The sequence below is a fragment of the Candidatus Saccharibacteria bacterium oral taxon 488 genome (assembly GCA_005697215.1).
In the GTDB taxonomy this organism is placed as follows: domain Bacteria; phylum Patescibacteriota; class Saccharimonadia; order Saccharimonadales; family Saccharimonadaceae; genus Nanosynbacter.
Window position 1 is genome coordinate 166,003 of sequence record CP040003.1, and the last position, 26,342, is coordinate 192,344.

25 protein-coding genes and 1 pseudogene are annotated in these 26,342 nt (G+C 49.9%); 25 read left to right on the plus strand and 1 reads right to left on the minus strand.

Going from position 1 to position 26,342, the window contains the following annotated elements; translation table 11 throughout:
• Window positions 1–126 precede the first annotated feature (126 nt).
• The 25 genes and pseudogenes from FBF24_00830 (at window position 127) to FBF24_00950 (ending at window position 25,711) form a co-directional block, all read left to right on the plus strand.
• On the plus strand, window positions 127–429 hold the full coding sequence (locus FBF24_00830) for an ArsR family transcriptional regulator (protein QCT40437.1): 303 nt from the start codon (window positions 127–129) through the stop codon (window positions 427–429).
• Complete coding sequence (gene recJ, locus FBF24_00835; GenBank protein ID QCT40438.1) at window positions 429–2,066, plus strand: single-stranded-DNA-specific exonuclease RecJ; 1,638 nt, start codon at window positions 429–431, stop codon at window positions 2,064–2,066. The genes FBF24_00830 and recJ overlap by 1 nt, the downstream gene beginning before the upstream one ends.
• A gap of 200 nt (window positions 2,067–2,266) precedes the next feature.
• Complete coding sequence (locus FBF24_00840; protein QCT40439.1) at window positions 2,267–2,872, plus strand: hypothetical protein; 606 nt, start codon at window positions 2,267–2,269, stop codon at window positions 2,870–2,872.
• Between the two features lie 130 nt (window positions 2,873–3,002).
• Entirely contained in the window at window positions 3,003–3,221 is a 219-nt protein-coding gene (locus tag FBF24_00845; protein QCT40440.1) for a hypothetical protein, read from the plus strand.
• Complete coding sequence (locus FBF24_00850) at window positions 3,221–3,679, plus strand: GatB/YqeY (GenBank protein ID QCT40441.1); 459 nt, start codon at window positions 3,221–3,223, stop codon at window positions 3,677–3,679. The genes FBF24_00845 and FBF24_00850 overlap by 1 nt, the downstream gene beginning before the upstream one ends.
• Before the next feature lie 23 nt (window positions 3,680–3,702).
• On the plus strand, window positions 3,703–4,254 hold the full coding sequence (locus FBF24_00855) for an oxidoreductase (GenBank protein QCT40442.1): 552 nt from the start codon (window positions 3,703–3,705) through the stop codon (window positions 4,252–4,254).
• The gene (gene map, locus FBF24_00860) at window positions 4,242–5,009 is read left to right on the plus strand and encodes a type I methionyl aminopeptidase (protein ID QCT40443.1); all 768 of its coding nucleotides are present in this window, start codon (window positions 4,242–4,244) and stop codon (window positions 5,007–5,009) included. The genes FBF24_00855 and map overlap by 13 nt, the downstream gene beginning before the upstream one ends.
• Window positions 5,010–5,030: 21 nt before the next feature.
• On the plus strand, window positions 5,031–6,254 hold the full coding sequence (ftsA, locus tag FBF24_00865; protein ID QCT40444.1) for a cell division protein FtsA: 1,224 nt from the start codon (window positions 5,031–5,033) through the stop codon (window positions 6,252–6,254).
• Window positions 6,255–6,307: 53 nt separating this feature from the next.
• Window positions 6,308–7,498 (plus strand): cell division protein FtsZ, encoded by a 1,191-nt coding sequence (gene ftsZ, locus FBF24_00870; protein QCT40445.1) that lies wholly within the window; start codon window positions 6,308–6,310, stop codon window positions 7,496–7,498.
• On the plus strand, window positions 7,499–7,951 hold the full coding sequence (gene nrdR / locus FBF24_00875) for a transcriptional repressor NrdR (GenBank protein ID QCT40446.1): 453 nt from the start codon (window positions 7,499–7,501) through the stop codon (window positions 7,949–7,951). It abuts the gene before it with no gap.
• Entirely contained in the window at window positions 7,951–8,208 is a 258-nt protein-coding gene (locus FBF24_00880; protein QCT40447.1) for a hypothetical protein, read from the plus strand. The genes nrdR and FBF24_00880 overlap by 1 nt, the downstream gene beginning before the upstream one ends.
• Window positions 8,201–8,812 carry a vitamin K epoxide reductase family protein gene (locus FBF24_00885; protein ID QCT40448.1) on the plus strand — a complete coding sequence of 204 codons (612 nt, stop codon included), beginning with the start codon at window positions 8,201–8,203 and terminating at the stop codon, window positions 8,810–8,812. The genes FBF24_00880 and FBF24_00885 overlap by 8 nt, the downstream gene beginning before the upstream one ends.
• A 51-nt stretch (window positions 8,813–8,863) precedes the next feature.
• Complete coding sequence (locus FBF24_00890; GenBank protein ID QCT40449.1) at window positions 8,864–9,553, plus strand: hypothetical protein; 690 nt, start codon at window positions 8,864–8,866, stop codon at window positions 9,551–9,553.
• Between the two features lie 159 nt (window positions 9,554–9,712).
• Window positions 9,713–10,840 (plus strand): hypothetical protein, encoded by a 1,128-nt coding sequence (locus FBF24_00895; protein QCT40450.1) that lies wholly within the window; start codon window positions 9,713–9,715, stop codon window positions 10,838–10,840.
• 337 nt (window positions 10,841–11,177) lie between these two features.
• Complete coding sequence (locus tag FBF24_00900) at window positions 11,178–11,717, plus strand: ClbS/DfsB family four-helix bundle protein (GenBank protein ID QCT40451.1); 540 nt, start codon at window positions 11,178–11,180, stop codon at window positions 11,715–11,717.
• Window positions 11,686–12,141 carry a hypothetical protein gene (locus tag FBF24_00905; protein ID QCT40452.1) on the plus strand — a complete coding sequence of 152 codons (456 nt, stop codon included), beginning with the start codon at window positions 11,686–11,688 and terminating at the stop codon, window positions 12,139–12,141. The genes FBF24_00900 and FBF24_00905 overlap by 32 nt, the downstream gene beginning before the upstream one ends.
• Window positions 12,134–12,462 (plus strand): annotated as a pseudogene (locus FBF24_00910) (TfoX/Sxy family protein). The gene FBF24_00905 and the pseudogene FBF24_00910 overlap by 8 nt, the downstream one beginning before the upstream one ends.
• Complete coding sequence (locus tag FBF24_00915; GenBank protein ID QCT40453.1) at window positions 12,459–13,016, plus strand: NUDIX hydrolase; 558 nt, start codon at window positions 12,459–12,461, stop codon at window positions 13,014–13,016. Before FBF24_00910 ends, FBF24_00915 begins: the two are co-directional and overlap by 4 nt.
• Before the next feature lie 22 nt (window positions 13,017–13,038).
• A complete protein-coding gene (locus FBF24_00920; GenBank protein ID QCT40454.1) occupies window positions 13,039–17,217 on the plus strand; it encodes a GNAT family N-acetyltransferase in 4,179 nt (1,392 codons plus the stop codon).
• A 117-nt stretch (window positions 17,218–17,334) separates the two neighbouring features.
• Window positions 17,335–18,678: a DUF3137 domain-containing protein gene (locus FBF24_00925; GenBank protein QCT40455.1), complete on the plus strand. Its 1,344-nt coding sequence runs from the start codon at window positions 17,335–17,337 to the stop codon at window positions 18,676–18,678.
• Window positions 18,679–18,687: 9 nt separating this feature from the next.
• Window positions 18,688–19,512 (plus strand): hypothetical protein, encoded by an 825-nt coding sequence (locus tag FBF24_00930; protein QCT40456.1) that lies wholly within the window; start codon window positions 18,688–18,690, stop codon window positions 19,510–19,512.
• 109 nt (window positions 19,513–19,621) lie between these two features.
• Window positions 19,622–23,476, plus strand: coding sequence for a BspA family leucine-rich repeat surface protein (locus tag FBF24_00935; protein ID QCT40457.1), 3,855 nt, complete (start codon window positions 19,622–19,624; stop codon window positions 23,474–23,476).
• A gap of 202 nt (window positions 23,477–23,678) precedes the next feature.
• Complete coding sequence (gene rplU / locus FBF24_00940) at window positions 23,679–23,984, plus strand: 50S ribosomal protein L21 (protein QCT40458.1); 306 nt, start codon at window positions 23,679–23,681, stop codon at window positions 23,982–23,984.
• Between the two features lie 87 nt (window positions 23,985–24,071).
• Window positions 24,072–24,836 (plus strand): ParA family protein, encoded by a 765-nt coding sequence (locus FBF24_00945; GenBank protein ID QCT40459.1) that lies wholly within the window; start codon window positions 24,072–24,074, stop codon window positions 24,834–24,836.
• Window positions 24,833–25,711 (plus strand): ParB/RepB/Spo0J family partition protein, encoded by an 879-nt coding sequence (locus FBF24_00950; protein QCT40460.1) that lies wholly within the window; start codon window positions 24,833–24,835, stop codon window positions 25,709–25,711. Before FBF24_00945 ends, FBF24_00950 begins: the two co-directional genes overlap by 4 nt.
• A gap of 3 nt (window positions 25,712–25,714) precedes the next feature.
• On the opposite strand, the gene lepB is transcribed toward FBF24_00950, so the two are convergent.
• Window positions 25,715–26,320 (minus strand): signal peptidase I, encoded by a 606-nt coding sequence (gene lepB / locus FBF24_00955; GenBank protein QCT40461.1) that lies wholly within the window; start codon window positions 26,318–26,320, stop codon window positions 25,715–25,717.
• Window positions 26,321–26,342 lie beyond the last annotated feature (22 nt).

A 26,342-nucleotide genomic window follows, 5' to 3' on the forward strand; every position in this document is an offset into this window, starting at 1 on the left:
TCATGAGCGTTTTAGGGTGTAAGTACGTATACTGAGGGGTGGGGCGTATAATTGTCGAAAAAAGCTTGTCGGGTGTTGTAAAATTGTGATACACTGAGTGATAGCGAAAGGGAACATGGGGAGAGAATGCTTGACATTTTTATTACATCACGAGTGAGACGCAAAATCGTAGTCGTGTACGCCAAGTATCCTGATTTTCATACGCACGTACGTGGCCTGGCCAAGCTGATCAAGGAAGATCCGGGTAATATTCAGCGCGAGCTCAAGCGGCTAGAGAAGGTTGGTTTCCTGAGGAGTGAGAAGCAAGGCAATTCGCGGGCATACTTTACGAACAAGCAGTTCCCGATTTTCAAGGAATTACAGAGTATGGTGATTAAGTCGCAGCAACATGCGGCCCGGCCGAAGCGCGGCTCGGTTGATAGAGATTGATGACCTTATTTGAGCAGATTTTGACAGCGCGGGGCTTGACGACGCGGGCAGCACGCGAAGCTTTTTTGCAGCCGGATTATGTGGCGGTGAAGCACGATCCGTTTTTGCTGCCGGACATGAAGAAGGCAGTGGCGCGGTTGAAACAGGCGCGGGAGCAGGGCGAAAAAATCGTCATTTACGGCGATTATGACATTGATGGGCTGAGCGCTACGGCGCTGCTGCTGGATGCCTTTGGTAAGTTTGGTTTTGAGGACGTCGATGCTTTCATTCCGAACCGTTTTGTTGAGGGTTATGGCATGACCATGGGTGCGGTGGACAAGGTGCGCGATATGGGTGCGGATTTGATCGTGACGGTGGATACCGGTAGTTTGTGCCATGCGGAAATTGCCTATGCCGCTAGCTTGGGGATTGATACGGTGGTGACAGATCATCATAACGTGGCCGAGACGCCGCCGCCGAGTGTGGCAGCGGTGAATCCGAAATTTCCAGGACATACTTATCCATTTCGTGATTTGTGCGGTGCGGGCGTGGCGTTTAAGTTGGTGCAGGCGCTGCAGACAGAACTAGATGGGTTACCTGACGGCTATGAAAAATGGCTGCTGGATTTGGTGGCGTTGGGGACGGTTTGTGACATTGTGACGTTGGCTGATGAAAATAGGGCAAATGTGTATTGGGGCTTGGAGGTGTTGAAAAAACAACAACGCCCAGGACTGAAAGCGTTGATGGCAGTGGCGGGTATTGAACCAGAGCAGGTCAATGCTAGGCATTTGGGGTTTGGTTTGGGTCCGCGAATGAATGCGGCGGGTCGGCTGGAAACGGCGCAGCATGCACTGGATATGTTGGTGGCGCGCGATGGATTGGCGGCATTGGAGGCGAGCGAAAAACTGGAGGAATTGAACGTCAAGCGGCGTGGAATTCAGGACGCGATTTTTGAGGAAGCGTGTGAGCAGGCTGAGGAATTGGCTGATGACCGGGTGCTGGTGGTAAGTAGTGATGGTTGGAATCACGGCGTTATCGGTATTGTGGCGTCGAAATTGGTGGAAAAATATAAAAAGCCAGTGTTTATCATTGGCGAGCGCGGCGAGGAAGCGACTGGTTCGGCGCGCAGTTTTGGTGATTTTTCAGCGGCAGATGCTGTGCGGGCAGCGGACGATATTATTATCAAAGGTGGCGGGCATGGTGCGGCAGCGGGCGTGACGCTGGCGACTGAGAGAATTAACGATTTTCGCCGGCGAGTAAATGAGTTTTATGATTCGCTGCAACTCATAAATCAAGAGCGATATTTGCTGCCGCGAGCTGACGTGGAAATCGATGATTTTTCGGAAATTGATGAGGAATTAGTAGAGAATCTGGCAAGAATGGAGCCGTTTGGCAATGGCAACCCAGAGCCTGTAGTAAAAATTACCACAGCTATCGTGCTGAGCGCGCGGCGAATGGGTGCGGATGGACAGCACGTTAAATTAGCACTGCGTGATAAAAACGGTAAAGTGTTGCAAATGCTGGCATTTAACGCGCCGGAGGAATTTTTCCGCGAGCCAGGCGACGAGGTGACGGCGTGGTTCCAGCCGACCATTAATGAATGGCAAGGGGTGCGGACGGTTGAGGGGCGGCTCGTTCACGTGGCTTTGTCTGATTGATGTGGTAATTACAACTTTTGTTTGAATGTAGCAACTAGTCGCTTGAGCATGGTAGATTTTTCGTTGTGAAATTAGCAACGATGTTATGTATCGAAACTACGCGCTTCCCTCCGGTAATGTCAGTAACTTGACAAATAACAAAAAAGAGAGTAGCATGAATTCGTAATATAAAATTTGCTAAACACAAGAGGGAAACAAACATGACACAAAATTATGAGCATACCGATGGCAATGGAAGTCCAAATCCAAACGCTGCCAATTGGGCCGAGATCGGTAGGGAGAATGTACCGGTTCATCTGGACCTATCTACATTAGATTTTTCTAAAGTAAAAGATACTTATAGTAAGATCAAAGATCCCAATAAGGCTATTGAGGTTGAGATTTCAGAAACCACTCAGAAGGTAGAAACAGTTATCACAGAAGAAGACGGAACAGAGCGAGTTGAGACGGTTAATATAGCGAATCCTGGTGATGCAATCGTTACGGGCGAGAAAGGCGAGCGTTATATTATAAATGCCAAAGATTTTCATAACCTCTATGAGCCACTTACGGAAGAGAATGGTGTAGCTGCTAATGGTAAGTATTTGCCTAAAAATGTTGTGAAGTGTATGGAGAACCCAGAGGGTAAAGAGATTGTCATTGATGCGCCGTGGGGTGGTCAACAGACAGGTGGGGCTAATTGCATAATTGTAGAAAGTCAAATTGAGAACAGTAATGGTGAAAAAGAAAGATATATTATTGAAAGAGGTGCGTTTGAGGCAACATACAAAAAAGATAGCCAAACCGCGGAAGGAGAGCAGCTTTAGTTGGCTGGGCTAAAATTAGTTGCCGGACGCCGCACGGATAAATATCGGGTGGCGTCTTTTCGTGCTCAGTCTAACCGATCTTAGATGCTAATTTGTCAAATATTTTCTCATCTGTTATAATGCAAAAAGTATGGTTCAAGTTACACGTAAAGATCAGAAGGAAGCGAACGAGAATGTGATTCGTCGCTTTAATCGCAGGGTGCTGCAGAGCGGTGTCCTTGCACGGGCAAAGTCGGTGATGCGATTTGCCAAGCCGATTTCCAAGGTTGAGCGTCGTAAGAAAGCGATTATTCGCCGCGAGCGCCGGGCCGAGAAAACAGCCAGAATGCGTATGGGGGCAACGCGTTAATGTCGGCGCTAAAAGCGCGTATTGCTGATGAGATGAAAGCCGCTCTTCTAGGGCGGCATCGCTTTCGGGGTGATGTCCTGCGTAATCTAAAAGCGGCGATTCTCAATGAGGAGGTGTTGCTCGGTAAGCGTGACGAGGGTCTAAACGATGTAGAAGTCGAGAAGGTTATTGCCCGCGAAGTCAAAAAGCGCAAAGAAAGTGCCACGTTATACCGAGCAAATGGCCGGGTGGAACTAGCTGAACCAGAGGAGCAAGAGGCAGCAATTTTACAAGAATTTTTACCTAAACAGCTGAGCGAAGACGAGGTTCGGGCAATGGTCGAGGCGGTAGTTGCTGATCTGGGTGCGACGATGCAGCAAATGGGTCAGGTGATTGGCGCGGTGAAGACTAAAGCCGGCAATGCGGCTGATGGCGCCTTGATTGCGAAAATTACCAAAGAAACGCTAGCAAAACAATAACAACACAGAAAAAGGAGTAAAGGATGATCTTATTATTTGGGCCGCCGGGAGCTGGTAAAAGTATGCAGGGGCAGATGCTGGCGGCGCGCCAGGGTTGGAAGTGGCTATCAACCGGCGAGATGCTGCGCCGCAGTAATGATCCGGCGGTGATTGATATTTTACGCTCGGGCGAACTGGTGAGCGATGAGTTGATTTACCAAGTGTTTGAGCAGGCGGTGCAGGAGGCGCGCGATAGAAACTATCCAAATATTATTGTCGACGGCTTTCCGCGGACGAAGGAGCAGGCGGCGTGGCTGGATGAGTACATGGCGCGGATGAATGAGAAAATTGATACGGTGATTTCACTGGAAGTGCCGGAGGCGGAGATTATGCGGCGACTAGAGAAGCGCGGTCGTCTGGAGGATACGCCAGAGGCGATTGCCCGGCGAATGACGATTTATCGACAAAAAATGTATCCGGTGTTGGGGATTTTTGCTGAGGCAGGCGTTAGGATTGTCCATTTGGATGGCGTCGGTACGGCTGGCGAAGTGCATGACCGGATTTATGAAGAGGTGGCGCACGCATGTCAACTTTAATTACGGGTGAGAAAACGCCGCAGCAAATGAAGGATATGCGCGAATGCGGACGGATGTTGGCGACGATTTATGACGAGTTGCGTCGGAAGGTAACGGCCGGAATGAGTGAGCTGGATGTTAATGAGTTTGTGGCTGGGCGAATTAAGGATTTCGGCGCGGAAGCAACGTATTTGACGGATGAGGTGAAATTCCCAGGGGTGATTTGCGTGTCGACTAATGAACAGTTGGTGCACTCGTTTCCGACGGAATATATGTTCGAGAAGGGCGATGTAGTGAGCTTTGATCTGGTAATCGGTTACCGCGGCATGAAAACTGACAGCGCCTTTACGATGGTGATTGACGAAGAGCCGCGCGGCGCTAAAAAACATTTACTGCACGCAACGGAGCAGAGTTTGTATGCGGGAATTGATGCGATTTCCGGTGACGGGACGCGCGTTGGCGATATTTCGGCGGGCGTGGAAGCGGTATTGAAGAAAGCCAAATTGGGTATCATTCGCGAGCTGGTTGGCCACGGCGTGGGACTACAGATGCACATGAGTCCGGAGATTCCAAATTATGGCCGGCGCGGTACCGGGCCAGTGCTGCACGCAGGTGATACAATTGCTATTGAGCCGATGGCCAGCCTCGGCAGCGAGAAAATTGTGACCAAGGATGACGGCTGGACGATTAGCATGAAAGACGGCAGTTTGGGTGCACATTTTGAACACACCGTATTGATTACTGAGACGGGTGCGGAGATTTTGACGACGCTCTAGGCTATCTGGTATACTAAGCATATGCAAGAACAATCTCGATATGCTGTAGGAATTGATGTTGGTACGAAGACCGTGCGCTGCGTGGTCGGACATATCGGGGAGTCGGGGCTGCCGAACATCGTTGGCGTTGGCGTTAGTGAGAATAGCGGCATGCGTAAGGGCGCGGTATCGAACTTGACGGGGCCGGCGGCAGCAATTGACAAGGCGCTCGAGGCGGCCGAACGCATGAGTGGTCATCATATTAATGCAGCGGCGCTGAGCGTCAATGGGTCGCACATTTTGAGCACCAAGGCCGATGGTATGATCGCGGTGGGGATGAGCGGCGGTGAAGTGACGGACGAGGATGTGCTGCGGATTGAAGAGGTAGCAACCACTGGGAAGGTGCCGGCGAATCGAGAGATTTTAGAGATTGTGCCGCATGCTTATCGGTTGGACGGACAGGACAACATCAAGGATCCGGTGGGGATGAGCGGCACGCGTCTGGAGCTGCGAGCAAATGTGGTCTCGGGCTTGACGCCGTATGTGGTGAATTTACGCCGGTCGGCCGAGATGGCGAATGTCACTGCCTCAAGCCTGACACCAAGTGTGTTGGCGGCAGCGCGAGCGGTGCTCAGTGAGTCGCAGATTGAGAACGGCGTGGCAGTTATCGACATTGGTGGTAGCACGACCGGTGTGGCCGTGTTTGAAGAGGGTGACTTGCAGCATGTGGCGGTGATTCCCATGGGGGCGCAGAACGTGACAAATGATGTGGCGATTGGGCTGAAGACCGACCCGGAGATCGCTGAGGCGGTCAAATTGGTGCACGCCCGGCTGGGCGGCGGTAAGGTTGGTCGCGTTGATACCAAATACGACAAACAGGTGTATACATTTGAACAAAGTGAGATTGACGAGATTGTTGAGGCGCGCTATGAGGAGATTTTCGAGCTAGTTGCCAAAGAGTTGAAGCGGGCCGGTGGCATTGGGCGGCTACCGAGTGGCGTGGTGCTGGTTGGTGGTGGCGCCAAGGTTAAGGATCTGGTCGAATTTGCCAAAAATAGCCTCGGCGTGGCGGCTAAACTAGGCGTGCCGGCAGGATATGCGGGCGTGAGCGACGAGGCGAATGGGCCGGAGTTTGCAGCGGCAATTGGTCTGATGCTCATTGACGGGGCAGGGGCCGAGCGGGCCGAGCACGCGCAGAGCAAAGTGGGTTCGGTGACAAAGAAAGCCGGCGGAATGATTAGTCGATTGCTAGCGAGGTTTAAGTAGGAGCTAGTAGACAAAGATGGTATACTTGATAAGAGAAAGATAGGGAGAAGAAAATGCCGCAGATTACACCAAGTGAAGTTCAAACGTTTGCCAGTATCAAAGTTGTTGGTGTCGGTGGAGCTGGCGGTTCGGCCATCAATCGGATGAAAGATGCGGGGCTCGCTGGCGTGCAGTTTATCGCCATGAATACTGATGCTCAGGCGCTGCATAATTCTAAGGCAGATGTCAAGATTCACCTCGGGCACACCACGACTAATGGGTTGGGCGCCGGTGCTGATCCGATGGTTGGTGAGGCGGCGGCTAATGAGTCGCGTGAGGAGATCCGCCAGGCACTTGAGGGTGCGGACATGGTGTTTGTGACGATTGGTGCTGGTGGTGGCACCGGATCGGGCGCTGGGCATATTGTGGCAGAGATCGCTCGCGAGATGGACATCCTGGTGGTTGGCGTGGCGACGCGGCCGTTTAGTTTTGAAGGCGAGAAGCGTCGGGTGAATGCAGACTGGGCAATTACTCACCTGGGCCGCCAAGTTGACACCTTGATCACCATCCCGAATGATCGATTACTGCAGACGATTGATCGGCGGACGCCGCTGCTCGAGACGTTCAAGATTGCTGACGATGTGCTGCGCCAAGGCGTGCAGGGGATATCAGAGCTGATTACCGAGCATGGTTTGATTAATCTCGACTTTGCTGACGTCAAGGCGGTGATGAGTCGGGCTGGTTCGGCGCTGATGGGAATCGGTCGGGCCGATGGCGAGAACCGTGCGGTGCAGGCCGCTCAGCAAGCGATCGAGAGTCCGCTGATCGAGGTGTCGATTGACGGTGCAAAGGGCGTGTTGTTTAACGTGACCGGTGGCTATGATATGAGTATGGCAGAAATTCAGGAGGCAGCCGAGGTAATTACCAGTGCGGTCAGTCCTGATGCTAATATTATCTTTGGAGCGACGCTCAAGCCAGAGCTTGAAGACGAGGTGATCATCACGGTTATCGCTACTGGGTTTGATAGCGAGACATATCATGATCATGAGGTGAGTTTGACGAGTGAAGCGTCGCATGAATCAGAGACTGAGGTTGATGACGAGGTGGTTGAAGGGATTGATCTGGAGCTCAGTGAACAGAGCGGAGCGACGGACTTTACGTCTGAGCAGGAAAATAACATCTGGGATCAGCCAGCTGAGGATGAGGCGGACGAAGATGATACGCCGGCCTTCCTTCGCCGCCGCAAAAAGAACAAGGAGGAATAAATGAGCGGATTTAACATTGGTGATAGCCGCGTGATCGAGTCGCGAGAGGTTTCTGATGGCGTGGCGATTCGCCGCCGCCGCGAGACGCCGGATGGACGGCGTTTCACTACGTATGAACGAGTAGAAAAGCCAAACCTCATTGTGATCAAGAAAAATGGTAGTCGTGAACTGTTTGACCGAGTCAAGCTCGCGCATGCGGTGCGCCAGTCGGTCGGCAAATTCCTTAAATCCGACGAGGAAGTCGAGTCGATTATTACGGCTGTTGAGGATAAATTGTATGCTCTGGGCGCCTCAGAAGTGCCGTCGCGGCAAATAGGCGAGTTTGTGCTGGATGAATTAGCTAAGCGTAACGAAGTGGCGTACGTACGTTTTGCCAGCGTGTTTCAGAAGTTTGAGACGCTGGATGATTTCGTCAAGATACTAGAACAACGCCGCCAGAAAGGACAAGAATAATGCGAGTCGTTGTCGTATATCGGGCAGAAAGTGATTACGCGCGCCAAGTCACTAGTTTTCTGCATGACTTTAGTCGGCAGACGGGGCATACGATTGAAGAGCTTGACCCAGATTCGGCTGAGGGCAGCGATTTTTGCCGGACATACGACATCGTTGAATACCCGACCGTTATCGCATTGAGCGCTGATAGCCAGATGCAGAATATGTGGCGCGGATTACCGCTACCGACGATTAGTGAGGTGAGTTTTTATGTTTGACATGCTGCGTAAGTGGCTCTCGAACAAAGATTCAAAACGCCGGCAGTTCGCAGTATTAGCGCTGCTGCTCGGCAGCGGTTTGGGCTTGTTGGCCTCGTTTGTACTGTCGATCGAGGCGCTGACGCTTGCTAAAAATTCGCATGCTGCACTGAACTGCGACTTGAATTCGGTGATAAGCTGTTCGGCGGTGGCAAACCATTGGTCGGCGACACTACTCGGCTTTCCCAATAGTTTCATCGGCGTGATGACGCTACCAGTAATGGTGACAATTGCGGTGGCGTTGCTAGTCGGTGCGAAGTTGCCGAAGTGGTTTATGTGGGGCGCGCAGCTTGGTGCGGTGGCGGGCCTTCTGTTTGCTGGTTGGATGTTTTATATGAGTTATGTTGAGATTGGCGCGTTGTGTCCGTGGTGTTTGACGCTGGACGCGGGTATGCTGCTGGTCTGTTACGGATTGACGAGATATAATGTGGTGACTAGGATGGTTGGCGGTAGGCGTACGAGAAAATTTGTCGATCGGGGATTTGACACGTTCCTGTTGGCGCTAGTGACCGTTGTGATCGTTGTTGTTATTTTGGCAACATTCGGGCGTGAGCTATTCGCATAAATTAAGAGTAGGCGTATTGAATAATGGTACTAGTATCCGTATACTAGGCATATGAAGAAAAATTTTCTCGTCAGAGCGTTTTTGGGCATTACCATCGTGGCGCTCGGCGGGATTCTGCTGCTGCGGAATCTCGGGATTATTACCTTTGATAACTGGCACCTATTTTGGGGTACTTTTTGGGCAGGTATATTCCTCCTGGCTGGTTTATCAGCACTATTCAGCTCCCGCAGACCAGCGGCCTGGGTATGGGGGTTACTGTTGATAGCTGTTGGTACGGCGATCGGACTGAACACCTATAATGTGATTAATGTTAGTGTCTGGAAGCTATTTTGGCCAGTGATATTAATCATTGTTGGCTTGGTAATCATGCTGAGTATCGGGTCTGGGGGCCGCAGACGATCTAAGAAGCTGGCTGCTGATGGTAGCGATAACGAAAAAGTTGCAATTTTTTACGGCGAAGAATCGCGGGTGAAAGGCGATTATACCGGCGGTTCAGTGACGGCGATATTTGGCGGCGTGGAGTTGGATCTACGTCAGGCGAAGATTAAGGACGGTGCGGTAATTGATGTGTTTACGTTTTGTGGCGGCGCCAGCATTAGTTTGCCGGACGACGTAATTGTCCAAAATGAGGTTCGTGGTATTTTGGGCGGCAGTGAGGATAAAACTGCGCCGAAGTCTTCTGCTAAAAAGACAATCCACCTGAGGGGTGAGTGTATTTTGGGCGGCTTGGAAGTTAAATAAGCTTTTTACCGTACAAAAGGCCAGTGGAGAATTCTACTGGCCTTTATGTTCTAAGGGCAGTGCACGGCAGAAGCATTATAAACTTGACAAATATAGATATATAGAGTATTATTTTGATAGTTCAGTAAAGATAAGAAAAAAAGGAATTAGGTAAAAATAATGCATGATCATCTATCGCCACGACATGAGCATCCGATACCACCGGTATCATTGGTGAAAGAGGCCTATGATGGAATCATTGAGCACAACAGGGGAGTTAGTCCATTTAAAGACCTAGTACTTGCTATAATAGCAACAAACAAAGCCGAAGCAGCCGAGGTAGACAGTGGTAGTCTCGAAGAGGCTTTATCGGATCAGACTAGCAAGAATCGTATCAAGGCTGATATCCAATGTCTACGGCATGCAGAGATTCTTGGTAATGCGGGTGTTCGGCTGGCGGACGGGGGCGGCTCAATGGCGATGATCGGTAGTTCTAGCGAGACCATGGTCGGTGACGGTAAAATTTATCCGGTCGTTCCGGGCGATTCACCGGAGGATGTTGGTAAATTTGTACAGTATGTGGAGAACCTACAACCAGGTGATGATCTTCGACTAGTAGTAGATGTTTTGAAGACGACCCGAAGCGCAATCGCGAGGGGCTGTACGGGTCAGTATCGTGAAGGCGTTGCTGATGCTGATAGAAATAAGCTCCAGAGCCGGGTAGGGGAAGAAATAGAAAAGTTTATACAGATTGATGAGGCGGCGCAGATCAATATACCCGAAGCTTTATCTAAAAGATACCAAAAACTTGAGGATGAAGGATATCATAAATTTTGTAATACCTATGGGGAATTTATTGAGGCCAAAGAGGCAATGGGAGTCTATAAAGACCTCAAGGATGCCGTTACGTATTATACACAAAATGTTTTGCCGGAGTTTGTATTTTTGGGCGACGCTGATGATGAGAGGCTATTAGAGCCTTGGCCATATGTAGATGCTGGCATAGAAAATGTAATTATGCGGATAACTAATGAGGCTGTGCAAGTAATTCAGGCGAATCATTCACCTGAGGCATTGGCTTATGCCCAACGATATGCTAATAATTTTGAGGTTGGTCTGATAAAAACATTAGATTATCTGCGTGAGTTTCCCGACGAGGATTGTCAAAACTGTTGGTTGGGTGATGGTGAAACTGAGAGAACATATTCCTCTATCGTACAGGAATGCCTGGATAAGCTACGTCGGGCAAAGGATGACGCAAAGATTAATGAGCAATTCAACCAGATCATAGATGGCCTGAGATGGTAGTATCTAGTAATTCCGTCGAAAACGCGCTACAATTGTCGTAGGGCGTTTTCGCGTGTGCTGGGTAGTAGTCTTGGCGACATTAGCGCGAAATGAGCGGCTATCAACCGCGAAGCCTGCGGGAAGAAATTGGCTTTTTATCAGCTGAGATTAGACCCCGCCGTGACTCACTGCGACAAAGTGATAATTGAGTGCTAAAAGAGTGCGTGGATGCCGGTCAACTTGGCAAAGATCGCGAAGAATCACTTCTTTTGGAATCGAGATGGTACCGTCCGTTTGAAGCACCTCCAGCGGATTCTCGAAGTCAGAAGAGGTGATTTTAGTTATATAAGGAGTAGCCATGCCGATACCAGCCCACAAGTCAGCCTTGCAGCACGCCATTCGCCATGAGTGTGCGGCGCTGTGGCCACTGCTCGAGGCAGCCGCTCCCTGGGCGGATGAGCTGGTGCTTCCGGGGCAGATAAAAGGCACGATGATGAATCCTCACCAGCTAGCCAGCTACCTACTAGGGTGGGCTACCACGGTGCTAGAGTGGGGCAGTGAATATCATCAGACTCATATGGTGCCGACGATTATTACCACTGGCTATGGTGCGGTAGCGCAAAAGTTCTATATGCAATATGCTGATATAGCGTATGGTGCCGTACTGACAAAGCTTGATGAAGCGGTGGCAGCGATTGACCAACTGATCGAGCAGACATCAGAAGACGACCTCTACCGCGTCGTATGGTATCGGACGAAGACGAGTGGACGAGAGTATACCATGGCACGGATAATTGAGCTCAACACAGTCGCGCCATTGCGAAATGCACACGGTAGGTTGCGCAAGGCTATGGAGGAGAGAGAGGATGAGCATGCAACAAAACGCAGCTTTGCCTAAAAGAATCATTACGTTATGTGGATCGATTAAATTCATTGATGTAATGACGAGCGTGGCTGAGCAATTGGAGCTGGCTGGTTTTGAAGTGTTGCGACCGGTGGCGTCTGGTGAGCCGGAATTTACGGTGGATGTTGAGCGTGCGAAAGCGATCCGTCATCGTTTAATTAAACAACATTTGGCAAAAATCGATCAGTCGGTGGCAGTTTTGGTCGTTAATCCACCAAAAAATCAAGTTAATAATTATATTGGTGTGAGTACGCTGGGTGAGATGATGTATGCGTTTGGTACAAATAAGCCGATTTTTATCTTGAATCAGTTACCAACGGAACTTGATTACGCAGTGGATTTAGCGGCGCTAGAGCCGATCGAATTAAACGGTGATTTAACGAAAATAACAACTAATTTGGGGGCTTGCCGTGGCTAGTTCTCAAGCATTTATCAAATATTTCAAAGAGCAATTGACGGCGAGTGGCGCTGGTGAGATTTATTGTCGTAAAATGTTTGGTGATTATGGTGTTTATTGCGACGGTGTATTTTTTGCGTTGGTTTGTGACGATACCTTTTTATTAAAATAACAGAAGCTGGCAAGGTGATTTTGGGTAAAAATTATTCGACTGGACTAGCTTATAGTGGCGCCAAAACGCTGATGTTTAAAATTGATGATTTTGAAGATTATGATTTAATGCGCCAACTAATTCAAGTAACTTGTACCGAGTTAATGAAGAAAGGCAAAGGCAAAAAATGAAGCAAACAGTAATTTCACAAGATCCAGATCCAAAGGTACCAGTCCTAAAAACCTCTTTTATCTATCGGAATCAGGTAATTCAAGCAGAATGGTTTGATGTTGATGACAAGACGGCGATTCCTGATTTACCATGGCAACAGATTTATGTGATTGGTGATCTTGAAGGTAAGGTACCGTTGGTTTATTACGCACATGGTAGGGAAAATTTACCTGGTGGGCATACTGAGTCAGGCGAAACTTTCGAACAAACATTACGTCGTGAAGTCCAAGAAGAATTAAATATGCGAGTGGTTGAGTGGCAACCGATTGGTTATCAGGTTTTAACCAATCCTGACGGTAAGGTTGACTATCAATTTCGGGTAGTAGCGAAGCTTGAGAAACTCGGTGAATTTGCGGGTGATGTCGGTGGCTCAGTGATTGGCTATCGCTTGGTGGATATCGGTGAAGTGAATCAACGTATTGGTTATGGTGACGTTGGGGAGCGTATGATAGCACGCGCAAAGAACACGCTAAAATCAATGGCAACTGTGCGTGACGGGATATTTAGAATATAAAAGGTTAAATAAAGGAGATAATATGAAATTCAAACACGGAACACGCCGCCGAGCGGCAGAATACGAGAAGGATTGGGTGCAGCGCTGGAAGGATGGCCAGACGTTTGAAAAGTCGGTGGCGCAGCGGTCAGCGGATAATGCCTATGTCTTTTATGACGGGCCGCCGTTTATCACTGGGGTGCCGCACCACGGGACGCTGCTCAGCAGTATCGTGAAGGACGCGGTGCCGCGCTACTGGACGATGAAGGGCAAGCGCGTGGAGCGCCGCTGGGGCTGGGACTGTCATGGCCTGCCGGCAGAGAATTTTGTCGAAAAGCAGATGAATATCGTGGATCGGCGGCAGATTGTGACGAGTAGCGTTAAGCGAGTCAAGCTGGTAAATGATTTCGATAACGCAACGAAAGTTATTACTAAAGTTGCTGGCTGGATGGAGCAGCGAGGCTATGGTAGCAGCAGCTGGGATGCCGACAACCTAACGCCAGATAAATTAAAAGAGGAATTTGGGAGAGATAATTTTTATGTAGCTTACGATGACGATAAGTTAGTGGGGGGTGTCGTCATAAGCGATAAGGATAGTTATAATTTTTTTGCTGGCAAAAAGGATAATAGCACGTCGGTTGGTTATCTTTATAAAATGGCGGTACTACCGGAATTCCAAGGGCAAGGTTATGCGGATGCAGTGTTAAAAGAAGCTTTTCGCTTAAGTAAGCAGGAAGGGGTCAAAGAGATTCGCATAGAGGTTGGCGAGCATCAACCTAAATTGGTGAATTTGTATGAGCGCAATGGATTTCAAAGAGTTGGTGAGCATATGTCTACCGAAACAGGGGCCAACTGGTTGCTATATAGTCTCGAAGTGAGTAGCTCTCCAGATCCTATGTATGGTCAACCATTACTGTCGGACAAAGACGGCAATCCTTTGCCAACCATCAGTCTGGAAAAATACATCACCAAGGCGCGCGAGAGCATGGTGGCCAACAGCGAAACCTGGCAGGGCGTGATCGACCGCATCGGTCGCTGGGTGGACTTTGCGGGTGCCTACCGCACCATGGACAAGGACTTTATGGAGAGCGTCTGGTGGGCCTTCAAACAGCTGTATGAAGCCGGCAAAATTTACGAAGGTGAAAAGGTTTTGATGTACGACACCAAGTTCGCTACCCCTGTCAGCAAGGCTGAGGTGACTATGGACAACGATGCCTACCAAACGGTGACTGACCCGAGTGTGTATGTGAAGTTTAAGCTGGATGATGAAGGCGCTGCTGTTTTGGCTTGGACGACCACCCCATGGACGCTGCCAGCCAACCTGATGCTGGCGGTCAACCCGGAGATGACGTACTGCGAAGTAAAGGTACCAAAGGGTACAAAAAATGTGTTCTTGCTCTCGGGTAAGCATGCCTACGCGTCACGTGAGTACTACCCGCAGCTGAAGCAGCAGCTTGAGCAACAGGGGTATGCGGTGACGATTATTGATCATGTCAACCCCGATAGTCCAGACTTAGCAGAAAATGTAGAGCGGTTGGCACAATATGACTTTGCCAATGCGCATGTGGTGACGCATTCGCTCGGTGCAGCGACGTTCTTGAAGTATCTGCAGGATGCTAATGTGACGGTTGCATCGCTGACGATGATCGCGCCAGCGTATGGTGTGTCGAATAGTAGTGATGAGCAATGGAAGCAAGAATCGGGCTATGTTGGCCTTGCGGTTGATCTTGCTCAGGTGCGACGGAAGATTGATCAGCGGCCGACTATTGTCTATTCGGACGATGCTGAGGTGCTTAACCAGGGTTTTGCGCAGCTTGGCACAGAGCTTGACGCAGTGATGCAACATGAACCCGGTAAGGGGCACTTCTTTGCGACGGAGAAAAGTTTGGCGCCAGAGATTACACTGCCGCTAAGTGAAAAGTTCATCCTTGCCGAAGAAGCCCTCGAGCGCACCCTGCAGGATGAAAAACACCAGCCACTTGATTACAAAGTATTACGGAAATTCCCCGGCAGCGAGCTGGTCGGTAAAACATACCAGCCGTTGGATACCGGCTCGACCTGGCCAGAAAATGACAAGATTCACACCATTTACGCAGCGGATTTTGTCTCGCACGAGTCGGGTACGGGCATTGTGCACATTGCGCCAGCCTATGGCGAGGACGACTTTGAGCTTGGTAAAGCTAATGGTATCGCGCCTTTCCATGTGATTGATGATAACGGCTACTACACCGATACCAATTACAAAGGCCTGGAGGTGTGGGAAAATAATAAATTCATCGCCAAAGATCTGAAGGAAAAGGGCGCGGTGTGGAAGATTGAGTATATTCGCCACGAATATCCATTCAATCCTAGAAGCAAGCAGCGTATCATGTACCGGGCGATTCCAAGCTGGTTCTTTGACATTCAGGGGCAAAAGCCGCTGATGCTGGAGCAGAACGAGCATATCAATTGGTTCCCAGCACATCTGAAGCACGGCCGTTTTGCTAAAAATATCGAACAAGCACCAGACTGGAACCTGAGCCGCGACCGCTTCTGGGCAACAACCGTGCCGGTATGGAAGGGTGACCAGGGTACGGTCAAGGTGGTTGGCTCGTACGCGGAGCTCAAGGAACTGAGTGGTGTGGAGCTGGATGATTATCATCGTCCGTGGGTGGATGACATCACCTTTGAAATTGACGGTGAGACATTTACCCGTATCGATAAGGTGCTCGACTGCTGGTTTGAGTCAGGTTCAATGCCGTTTGCACAGTTGCATTATCCGTTTGAAAACCAGGCCAAGTTTGAGCAGAATTATCCGGCGGACTTCATCGTTGAGTACATCGGTCAGGTGCGGGCATGGTTCTACTATGTGCATGCCGTCAACACCGCTTTGGCGGAGATTGGTGCCTTTGGCGAGGCAGGTGAGCAACACAAAAACGCCTACAGCAACGTCATCACCACTGGTGTGGTGGCGGGCAATGACGGTCGCAAGATGAGTAAATCCCTCGGTAACTTCACCGACCCGAATGAACTGATGGATAAGTTTAGTGCCGATAGTTTGCGTTTCTTGCTGCTGAGCAGCCCGCTGCTCAACGGTGAAGACTTTGCCTTGCATGATAAAGACGTCGGCGACGTGGCGCGCAAGCTCAGTATGATTTGGAATATGTATGATTTCTTCACCATGTATGCGGAAGTTGACGAGTTCACATTTCCGTACGATACGGCGTCTTCGGATGCGTTTCTCGTTCACCGTATCACTAATACAACTCACTCCGATACTCCCGAATCCTTGTCTCGCACTGGAACTGAGAACTCGTTCCAGATTAGTGTCAATATTGATAAACTATCTAACCCGCTCGATAGTTGGATTATCAGTCGTTTGCACGAGCTGGTAGCTAAAGTTGAGGAAAACATGGATGCCTACAATATTCCTGATGCGCTGAGCCCAATTTTGCCATTCCTGGACGACGCATCCAACTGGTACGTGCGCCGCAGCCGCCGCCGCTTCTGGAAGTCGGAAGATGATGGTGACAAAAACGATGCGTACCGCACACTACACTACGTCTTGGTACGCCTGAGCTACATTTTGGCGCCATTTACGCCGTTTTTGGCTGAGGAGTTGTATCACAATTTGACGGGTGATGATGAATCGATTCACTTGAAGGATTGGCTCACGGCTGGGGCAATCAATGATCAGGTGTTAGCCGATATGGCTCGGACACGCGAATTGATCAACAACGGCCTTAGTTTGCGGATGAAGCAGGATGAGCATCAAACATCGATCAAGGTTCGCCAGCCGCTGCAATATGCGGCATATGCGGGTGCAAAGCTGGCTGAGTACTACGAGCAGATCATGGCCGAGGAGCTAAATGTTAAGGAAATTCGCTGGATTGAGAATCTAGACGAGTATCTGGCTGATTATGATGTGACCGAGGGCACGATCAAGCCAGAGAATTGGATCGAAATTAGCAAGCAATTGACGCCCGAGCTCAAACGCGAAGGCCTGATGCGTGAAGTCATCCGTCATGTGCAGAGTGCGCGCAAGAAGGCGGGATTGCAAGTGGACGATCGGATTATGCTGCAGCTGACGACGAATGACGAGCAACTTCATCAAGCGATTGATGAGCATACTGAGGTGATTGCTACTGAGACGCTGGCGGTGTTTGGCGAGGTGCATGACAACCAGTCGACAGTGACGGTTGAAGGGGCTGAGCTCGAGATTGCTCTTGCTGTTGTAAAATAGTCATCAGGATAAAAGTTACTACCTTAAAACTAATGCGTGACAAACGTTTGCTCGGCTGCGCGCCGATCGGACATTCATGACCTTGGCGATCGCCATACAACGCGGTACAATGGGTCTATGTGTAATCTAGCAGTTCTCAGTCAGTTACTCTTTTTTGCGCGAGCCGGTGGCGGCGGGTCAAGTTCTGGCGGCGGTGGTGGCGTTGTCCTTTTCGGGATACCGATGGTAATTGCAATTTCGGTAAGTGGTTTTGTGAAAAAAACCACCCAGTCAAAGATGGCCGCCATAGCGGTCGGGTTTTTGGCCGGCCTACTCGCTAGTTTGTTCTACCTACTCGGCGGTGTTGTTGTATTTATCATGGTGGCTATCTCGGCATTAGTCGGTGCGATTATCGGGGCATTTACGGATAAGATCAGCCGTTTTCGCAAGGGCAGTGAGGCCGCGCAGCAAGCCGTCCGGCAAGCGGCGGCTCAGGACAGCGCCTGGAACGAACAGGGTATTGTCAATTATGCAACAACGGTGTTCAATCGGTTTCAATATGATTGGGGGCGGATGGATCTGTCATCAATTCAGCAATACGTCACGCCGAATTATGCACGGCACATCGGACTAATGTTGTACGCTCTACAACAGATGGGGCGAGTCAATCGCATGAAGAATGTGGCGGTCAGTGAAGCGATTATCACCCGGGCGTATGATGATGCGAATGATCAGAATGACTGCGTGAGTGTGAGTTTTGTTGCCTCGGCAAATGATGAGCTGGTTGACACGGCGAGCGGTGCGGTGCTACATCGTGACACGGGCGAGTTTGGTGAGCAGTGGAACTTTGTGCGCTCGGGTGATGGCTGGTTACTGGATAGTATTGATCAGGAAACGGAAGATACTGCCCAGCTTGTTGCCTCTATGCAGCAGTTTGCAGCGCAATACGACATGTACTTCAGTCCGGACTGGGGGCGGTTACTGCTACCGACCCGCGGTGAATTGTTTAAGGGCGGCTTTAAGGGTACTGACATCAATAACCATATCATTGGATTCTGGACGGGCAATTTATTGGTGCAGCTATACACCTATGTGGCTGACGCCTCAAATACTGATTCAGCGACTACATACATTATTGGACAGGTTAATTTACCAAAGTCGTATGGCGGGATTTTGGTGGAGCGTCGGGATTCGCGCTTCCTGAAGCGGTTCAGGGCGCCGTCGGGTTATAAAAAAGTAGAACTGGAATGGGGTGACTTTAACAAGCGCTACCAAGTATACGCCACCGATGAAAATCAGGTGACGAGCTTTGAACTGCTCAACCCAAGTTTCATGGCGTGGTTGTATGATCAGGATATTAAGGTTAATATTGAGGTGGTAGATAATATTGTTTATCTCTATGCCAAAATTTCCACTGGCGAGATGCGCTACGGGGAGATGATGGATATTTTGCAGAAATCACATAAAGAACTCAAGATGTAAGGAGGAGATATGATTACCAAAGCTATTATTCCGGTCGCTGGTTGGGGTACGCGGATGTTGCCAATTACCAAATCAATTGAAAAATGTATGTTGCCGATCGGTAATCGCCCGCTGATTGATTATGTGGTGCAGGACTGCTTGGCGGCCGGCGTGCGTGAGCTGATTTTTGTGGTTGGCGAGCAGAGTTCACAGTTAGAGAGCTATTATCGGAGCAATATTTTGCTCAACGATTATTTGCGGAGCAAGGGTAAGGACGACAAGTTGGCTCTGGTGGCGCCGATCGATGCGAAGCTTCATTTTGTGACGCAGCCGAGCTATGGCAAGTATGGCTCAGCAGTACCGGTAGCCCTGGCGGCTGATTATCTCGAGGATGGTGAGTCGGCAGTGGTGCTGATGGGTGATGACTTTATGTATAATGCCGATGGCTCAAGCGAAGTGGCGCGGCTATTGGCGGCGACGCCAGACGGTCAATGTAGTCTGCTGGCCCAGGAAGTGCCGGGTGATGACATTAGTCGGTACGGGGCGATTGTGATGGATGAAGACGGCAATTTTGTCGAGATCGTTGAAAAGCCAAGGCCAGAAGAGGCACCGAGCCACTTTGCCAACATCGGTAAATATGTCCTCACCAAGAAAGTTATTCAGTCTTGTGCTGATGTTGAAATATCGCCGCGTGGTGAGTATGAGTTGACCGATGCGATCAGTAATTATGCTCGGGCCGGCGGTGTCGTCAAGGTTGTACCAGCGGTAGGTATGCATTTGGACGGCGGTAATGTCGAGGGCTGGTTGCACGCAAACAATGTGGTGTGCGGTCGGTCGGGGTCGTGTTCGTGTTGAGGTCTGATTGAGCATGATTTTTGCTTGCCAAACGCTTATGCTTAGCGTATAATGTAAGCATTAGTACTCTAAATACTGAAATATACAATAATAACAGGGGACATCACGCATGAAGGTAATACAAAAGACAAGGCGATTATTGTTGACAAATGCGGTGGTTGCAGTTGTTGTTGGTGTGTTTGCGATGCACTACCTCGCACCAAGCCAGCTGGCAAAAGCTGATCCTATTAACTCAACCGACTTCGTCATGACCATCGATACGCGAAAAGGTGTTGGCAATACGTTTACCATACCAACATTTGGTGGTGGTTATAATTACAACGTTTCGTGTGGTAACGGCGTAACGCTAACTGGTCAAACGGGCAGTGCGGTATGTTCATATGCTGCAGCTGGTGAATATCAGATTCGCATTAGCGGTGCTTTCCCACGCATATTCTTTAACTTTACCGGTGATAAGCTAAAAGTTATATCAATTGACCAGTGGGGAACAAACGAGTGGCTGAATATGGAGCACGCCTTTGACGGTGCCGAGAATCTCGATGTGAAAGCAACCGATAAACCACGGATGGGTAAAGTGGTGAGCTTGGCTTATATGTTCCGAGATGCTAAGAACCTGAAGGGTGTAGGTGCTGACTGGCAATGGGACACCGCCAATGTCCAGAGCTTGAATAGTACGTTCTCTGGAGCTCGCCAGTTTAACCAGGATATCTCTAACTGGAATACGGCTAAGGTAACTGATATGGATAACACGTTTACCAATGCCTACGAGTTTAATCAGCCGATTCAGAAATGGGATGTTAGCAAAGTAACGACGATGGTGGCAGTATTAGCATACGCTAAGAAATTTAATCAGCCAATTGGTGAGTGGAATACTGCGCGACTGGCGGACGCCCTCTTAGCGCTGGCTGGTGCTGAGAAATTTGACCAGTCACTGGCACATTGGGATGTCCGTCAATTAACAAATGCAGACGGATTACTCAATGGAATAAAGATATCGACTCTAAATTATGATGCGACATTGATGGCGTGGCAGGGACAGGCCGTAAATAATAACGTCAAGCTCGGCGGTGGTAATAGCAAGTTCTGCCTGGCGGATACGCAGCGCAGCAACTTGGTGAACGCAAAAGCATGGACGATTACTGATGGTGGTAAAGACTGTACAGCATATGCAGTCACCGCGGTAGACTATGCCGGTGCTGCCAATATTGATGAGAATAGTGCAGCTGGGACGGTGTTGGGTCGGCTGACGAGTACTGACGCTGTCGGCTCACCACAGGGTGATTTCACCTATACACTTGGCTGTGCTGGTGCGCAAAATAATCTTGTGACGATTGATGGTAATACGATCAAGTTGGCGCGGTCACCAGATTATGAGCAAAATACTACGCTAGCGATTTGTGTGCGATCGACCAACAAGGCTGGACAGACGTTTGATAAGCATCTAACGATTACGGTGAATAACCTTCTCACACTTTCCTATAATGCAAATGGTGCCGATGCGGGTACAGTACCAGCCTCAACAGGAGAGACACTTCGCTCTGGTGCTACAGTGGCTGTGGCAGCAAATACCGGTAACTTGGCAAAAGTAGGTCATACATTCACTGGCTGGAATACGATGGTTAACGGCGGTGGCACGGCATACGCAGCAGGCACAACTGTGACGGTAACAGCTGATACAACGCTGTATGCACAGTGGCAAGTTAATAACTATACATTGCATTTTGATACCAAGGGTGGCTCTAGCGTACCGGATCAAACAGTGGCATTTGGTGCGAAGGCAACAGCGCCAACAGCACCAACTAAAACAGGCCACACATTCACTGGTTGGTATAAGGACGCTGGATTTACACAACCCTGGGATTTTACGACCGACACGATGCCGGCAGCCGATACAACACTTCATGCCAAGTGGACAGTGAACCAATATAAGGTGCATTATGATGCGAACACTGGTAGCGGCGCGACACCGGATACTGTTGGTAATTATGATGCTACAGTACAGTTGGCGAATAGTAATTTTACAAAAACCGGTCATGCGTTCACCGGCTGGAACACGATGGCTAACGGTGGCGGTACAGCGTATGCGGCTGGTGATAATTTCCACCTGACTGGTGATGTAACGCTGTATGCTCAGTGGCGCAAGAATAATTATACGCTTACTTTTGACTCGAAGGGTGGTTCACCTGTACCGTCACAAACGGTAGAGTATGGCGCTAAGGTAACTGAGCCGACCCCACCAACTAAGACTGGCCACACGTTCGCCGGTTGGTATAAAGATGCTGGGTTTGCTAATCCATGGAACTTTGGTACCGACACCATGCCAGACATTAACGCAACACTGTACGCCAAGTGGACGGTTAACCAGTATAAAATTCACTACAATGCTAATACTGGCACGGGGACAATGAGCGATACAGTTGGCAATTATAATAGTACTGTTCAGATAGCAGCAAATAGCTTCACGAAAGCAGGTCATGCGTTCACTGGCTGGAATACCGAGGCAAACGGTACAGGCACGCCTTACGCCGCTGGTGCCAATATTCAGCTAACGGGTGACGTGACACTGTACGCCCAGTGGCGCGATTCACAGCCGCCAGTAACACCAGCTGCCGCTCCAGATATGACCGCTCCTTCAGATACTGGCGATAGCAACTCGGATAATATTACGAATAAAACCAAACCAGCCTTTACGCTGATGTGCACTGAGGCAGGCAGCACCTTGACGTTGTACGTAGATGGGGTTGCAAATGGGACGGTAAATTGTACTGGCCCTGGTCCGGTTAATGTAGCTCCGACAACACCACTGTCTGAGGGTAATCACGCAATAACATTTACTGAGACTGATGCGGCTGGTAATGCTTCGCAGGGCTCACCGGCACTAACGGTAACAATTGATACGACTGCTCCGGCCGCTCCAGCGGTTACGGTTGATTCGGTGACTGCTGATAATACAATTAATGCCGCTGAAGCAGCTGCGCCGCAAATTATTCGTGGCTTGGCTACTGGTACTCGTCCTGGTGATAAGGTGAGGGTAACGGTTAATGGTACGACGTATGAGACGACTGTTGATGGGACCGGCGCCTTTGCAGTGACAGTTCCGGGTGCTGAGCTAGTATCAGACCCCGATCATACGATTGACGTAACGGTAATTGCTTCTGACGTGGCTGGCAATACGACTAGTACGAGTATGACAAAAACCTACAACGTTGATGCTGATGTTGTTGCGCCACCAGCGAAAGCAACGCTTAAATCATCTTCTGATTCCGGTGCGAGCGACTCAGATAATATTACCAACAACACGACACCGACGGTAATACTGCAGTGTATATCAGCTACCGACAAGCTGCATCTTATCGTTGATGGTGTTGAGGTGCAGACTATCAACTGTACAGCAGTGGGACCGGTTGAGGTGACTTTACCGAATGCATTAAATGATGGCAATCATACCGTGGTGTACCGCAGAGAGACGCCAGCTGGTAATATATCAGCACTGTCAACACCGCTAACACTGACGATTGATACGATTGCGCCGACTGGCACGCTTGGCACGCAACAAGCCACGACCGCTTCGCCTGCTTTGAGCGGTACGGTAACTGATTCTGCTGCTAAGGTAACTGTAACTATTAATGGTGTTGATTATCCGGCGACGGTTGCAGGAGGAACTTGGACACTGCCGGCGAATGTTATCGCTGCGCTTGGCAATGGGGTGCACACGGTCAAGCTAACCTTTACCGACATCGCTGGCAATACCTCGACCGTGACAAGGCCATTCACAATCACTTTACCAACACCACCGGCTCCACAGCCGCAGCCGGGCAGTCCAAATCCAGCTCAGAGCCAGAATCAGAAGAAATCTGGCACATCACTAGCCGACACTGGTGATAATGGTTATCTACTTATTGGCATATCGAGTCTCGCGGTTGCCGCTGGTCTGATCGGTATTTATCGGTTACGACGTTTGTAGGTAGTAGCGCTAGAATTTGCTGGTGGGGATACATTAAAGCCAGTAGTGTTACGACGGGTAGGATATTTGAACTACTGACACAGAACTACCGGTTAATATAGAGTATACCATATGGTGCAGCACGGATGTGATAATGTGATTGATTTATCACCATATCTCTGGTACAATGAAACAGATTGAAAACTAATTGTTAAGGAACGAAATGAAAGCAGTCGTAAAAATCTCTGGCAAGCAATACATTGTCAGCGAAAAAGAGTCCCTCTTGGTGGATCTCCTCCCTGAAGGCACAAAAGAACTCACTCTCGACGCACTTTTAGTGATTGATGGTGATAAAACAAAAGTTGGCACGCCAACCGTCAAAGGTGTGGTAGTGAAGGCAAAGGTCGCTGAAGCAGAAGTCAAGGGCGACAAGATCCGCGTTATCCGCTACAAGAGCAAGAAACGTGTCCACAAAGAAACTGGTCATCGCCAGAAGTACACCAAGATTGAGATTACCTCGATCAAATAACCGATGAATTAGCATACCGCCCCGTGATGAGGGCGGTATTTTTATGGCCGAAACTATGGTACAATGAGGTAAGCAGAAGGGGTATCGATGACGAAGATTATTGCGGTGACAAATCAAAAGGGTGGCGTCGGCAAGACGACGACTTCAATCAATGTGGCGTATTTTTTGGCAAAAGCCGGTAAGCGGACGCTAATCGTTGACTTTGATCCGCAGGGAAATGCTACCAGCGGCCTTGGCATTGATAAGCAAGAATTGGGCATAACGATGACCGAGGTGGTGACTGGCCAGACGGCCTTGAATAATATAATTATTCAAACTGACATCAAGAATCTATCGATCGCACCGGCCACGCCACACCTAGCAAATACCGAGGTTGAACTGGCCCAAGCTGAGGGGCGGTTTGTGCGGCTGCGCCAGGCGCTGGCGAGCCTCGCTGGGTATGATTATGTGATCATTGATAGTCCGCCGAGTCTGAGTCTACTGACCGTGAATGGGCTGATCGCAGCGCAGTACGTCCTATTGCCAGTGCAGGCAGAGTTTTATGCGCTCGAGGGGCTGGGGCAGCTGATGGAGACGATGAAGTTGGTCCGCAAGGGGCTCAATCCGCATCTGCGCTTGCTCGGCGTGGTGACCACCATGGTTGATTCGCGGACAACTCTGTCGAGTCAGGTGTACGATGAAATTAAAAAGCATTTTGCTGATACGATTTTCAAGGCGACGATTCCGCGTAATATTCGCCTTGCCGAGGCGCCAAGTCACGGCGTGCCGGTTGGCGTGTACGATCGTTTCTCGAAGGGTTCACGGGCTTACCATGCGCTGACCAAAGAAATTATCGAGAGGATTGAAGGATGAAAAAGGGACTTGGGCGGGGATTTGATTCGCTGATACCGACAAATTTGTTTGACGAGGCCTTTGACCCGACGGCTGGTCAAGATGCGACAATGTCGCAATTACGTCAGATACCAATTACCGATATTACGCCAGATCCAGACCAGCCACGGCGGTTCTTTGATGAGGAGGCGCTGCGTGAGCTGGCCGATTCGATTCGTCGGCATGGTGTGGTGCAGCCGATCGTCGTGACACCACATGGGGCGCAGTTTATGATCGTGGCTGGCGAGCGGCGCTGGCGAGCAGCGCAACTGGCTGGATTAGTCGAGATACCGAGCATCCTTCGCAGTTTAAGCGATCAGCACCGATTGGAGGTGTCGCTGATCGAGAACTTGCAGCGACGCGACCTCAATCCACTCGAGACGGCGACGGCCTACATGAAGCTGCGCGACCAGTTCAATATGACGCTGGAACAAATCGGCCAGCACGTTGGCGGTAAATCGGTCAGCGCCATTAGTAACACACTGCGCCTCTTGAAATTACCGAGCGTGGTGCGGACGGCGCTGTTTGAAAATAAGATTTCTGAAGGGCAGGCGCGAACATTGGTGGGGCTACCAGATGATGTGGCGGAGGATTTATTGCAGCAAACGATTCATCAGGGCTGGAGTGTGCGCAAGCTTGAGCAGATGATTGCCGCCTGGAAGCGGTCGCAGCAGCCGTCGGGCCCCGCGCCAACTCCAAAGCCAGCCCGCTCGCCGCACGCCTCGTCGGTAGTGCGCCTGTCGAAAAAACTTCGTGCTGACATTACGGTTCGCACCAGTAAGCGCGGTGCCGGTCAGATTATCATCCCTTTCAAAGACCAAGCGGATTTTGAGCGGATCCGCGACTTGATTGGCTGATTACTAAAATCCTCTGATCTGTGTGAAGGGGAAAATGCGGGCGATGACCGGCCCAACGATGTCGTACAGCGGAATGTTGCCCATGCAGTTACGCGAGTCACACGAAAAATTACCCTCGCGATTATCGCCCATCACGAAAACCGTCCCCTCGGACACCTTGGTGTCGACATCGCCGGAGGTGGGTGACTTTGGTTCGTTTTTGTTGACGGTTGTATCGGGGTTAAAGCCGTTCGGATGTTCACTGTTATAAACGGTGACAACGCCGTTTTTGACGGTGACGCGCTCACCCGCGAAAGCGATTACCCGTTTGACGATATATTCATCGTGACCTAGGGTCGGATTGTAATTAGGATTCTTAAAGACAATAATTTGGCCGCGCTGGGGGATATACTGTTTATTTTGCAGCTGTTTGATTGTGACTGATAGTCGGTCGACGATCAGGCGGTCATTGGTGTGCATGGTGTTTTCCATGCTTGGGCCTTGCACGCCAAAACTACGAAAGACAAAGGTATTGATCAAGATTGTCCCGATGATCACTCCGACCACAAAAATAATCAGCCCCAGACTGTCCCTCAGGCGCGGGTGTCGATCGAGAAAGTGAGCATCCATCCGCCTTATTATACATGGTTTG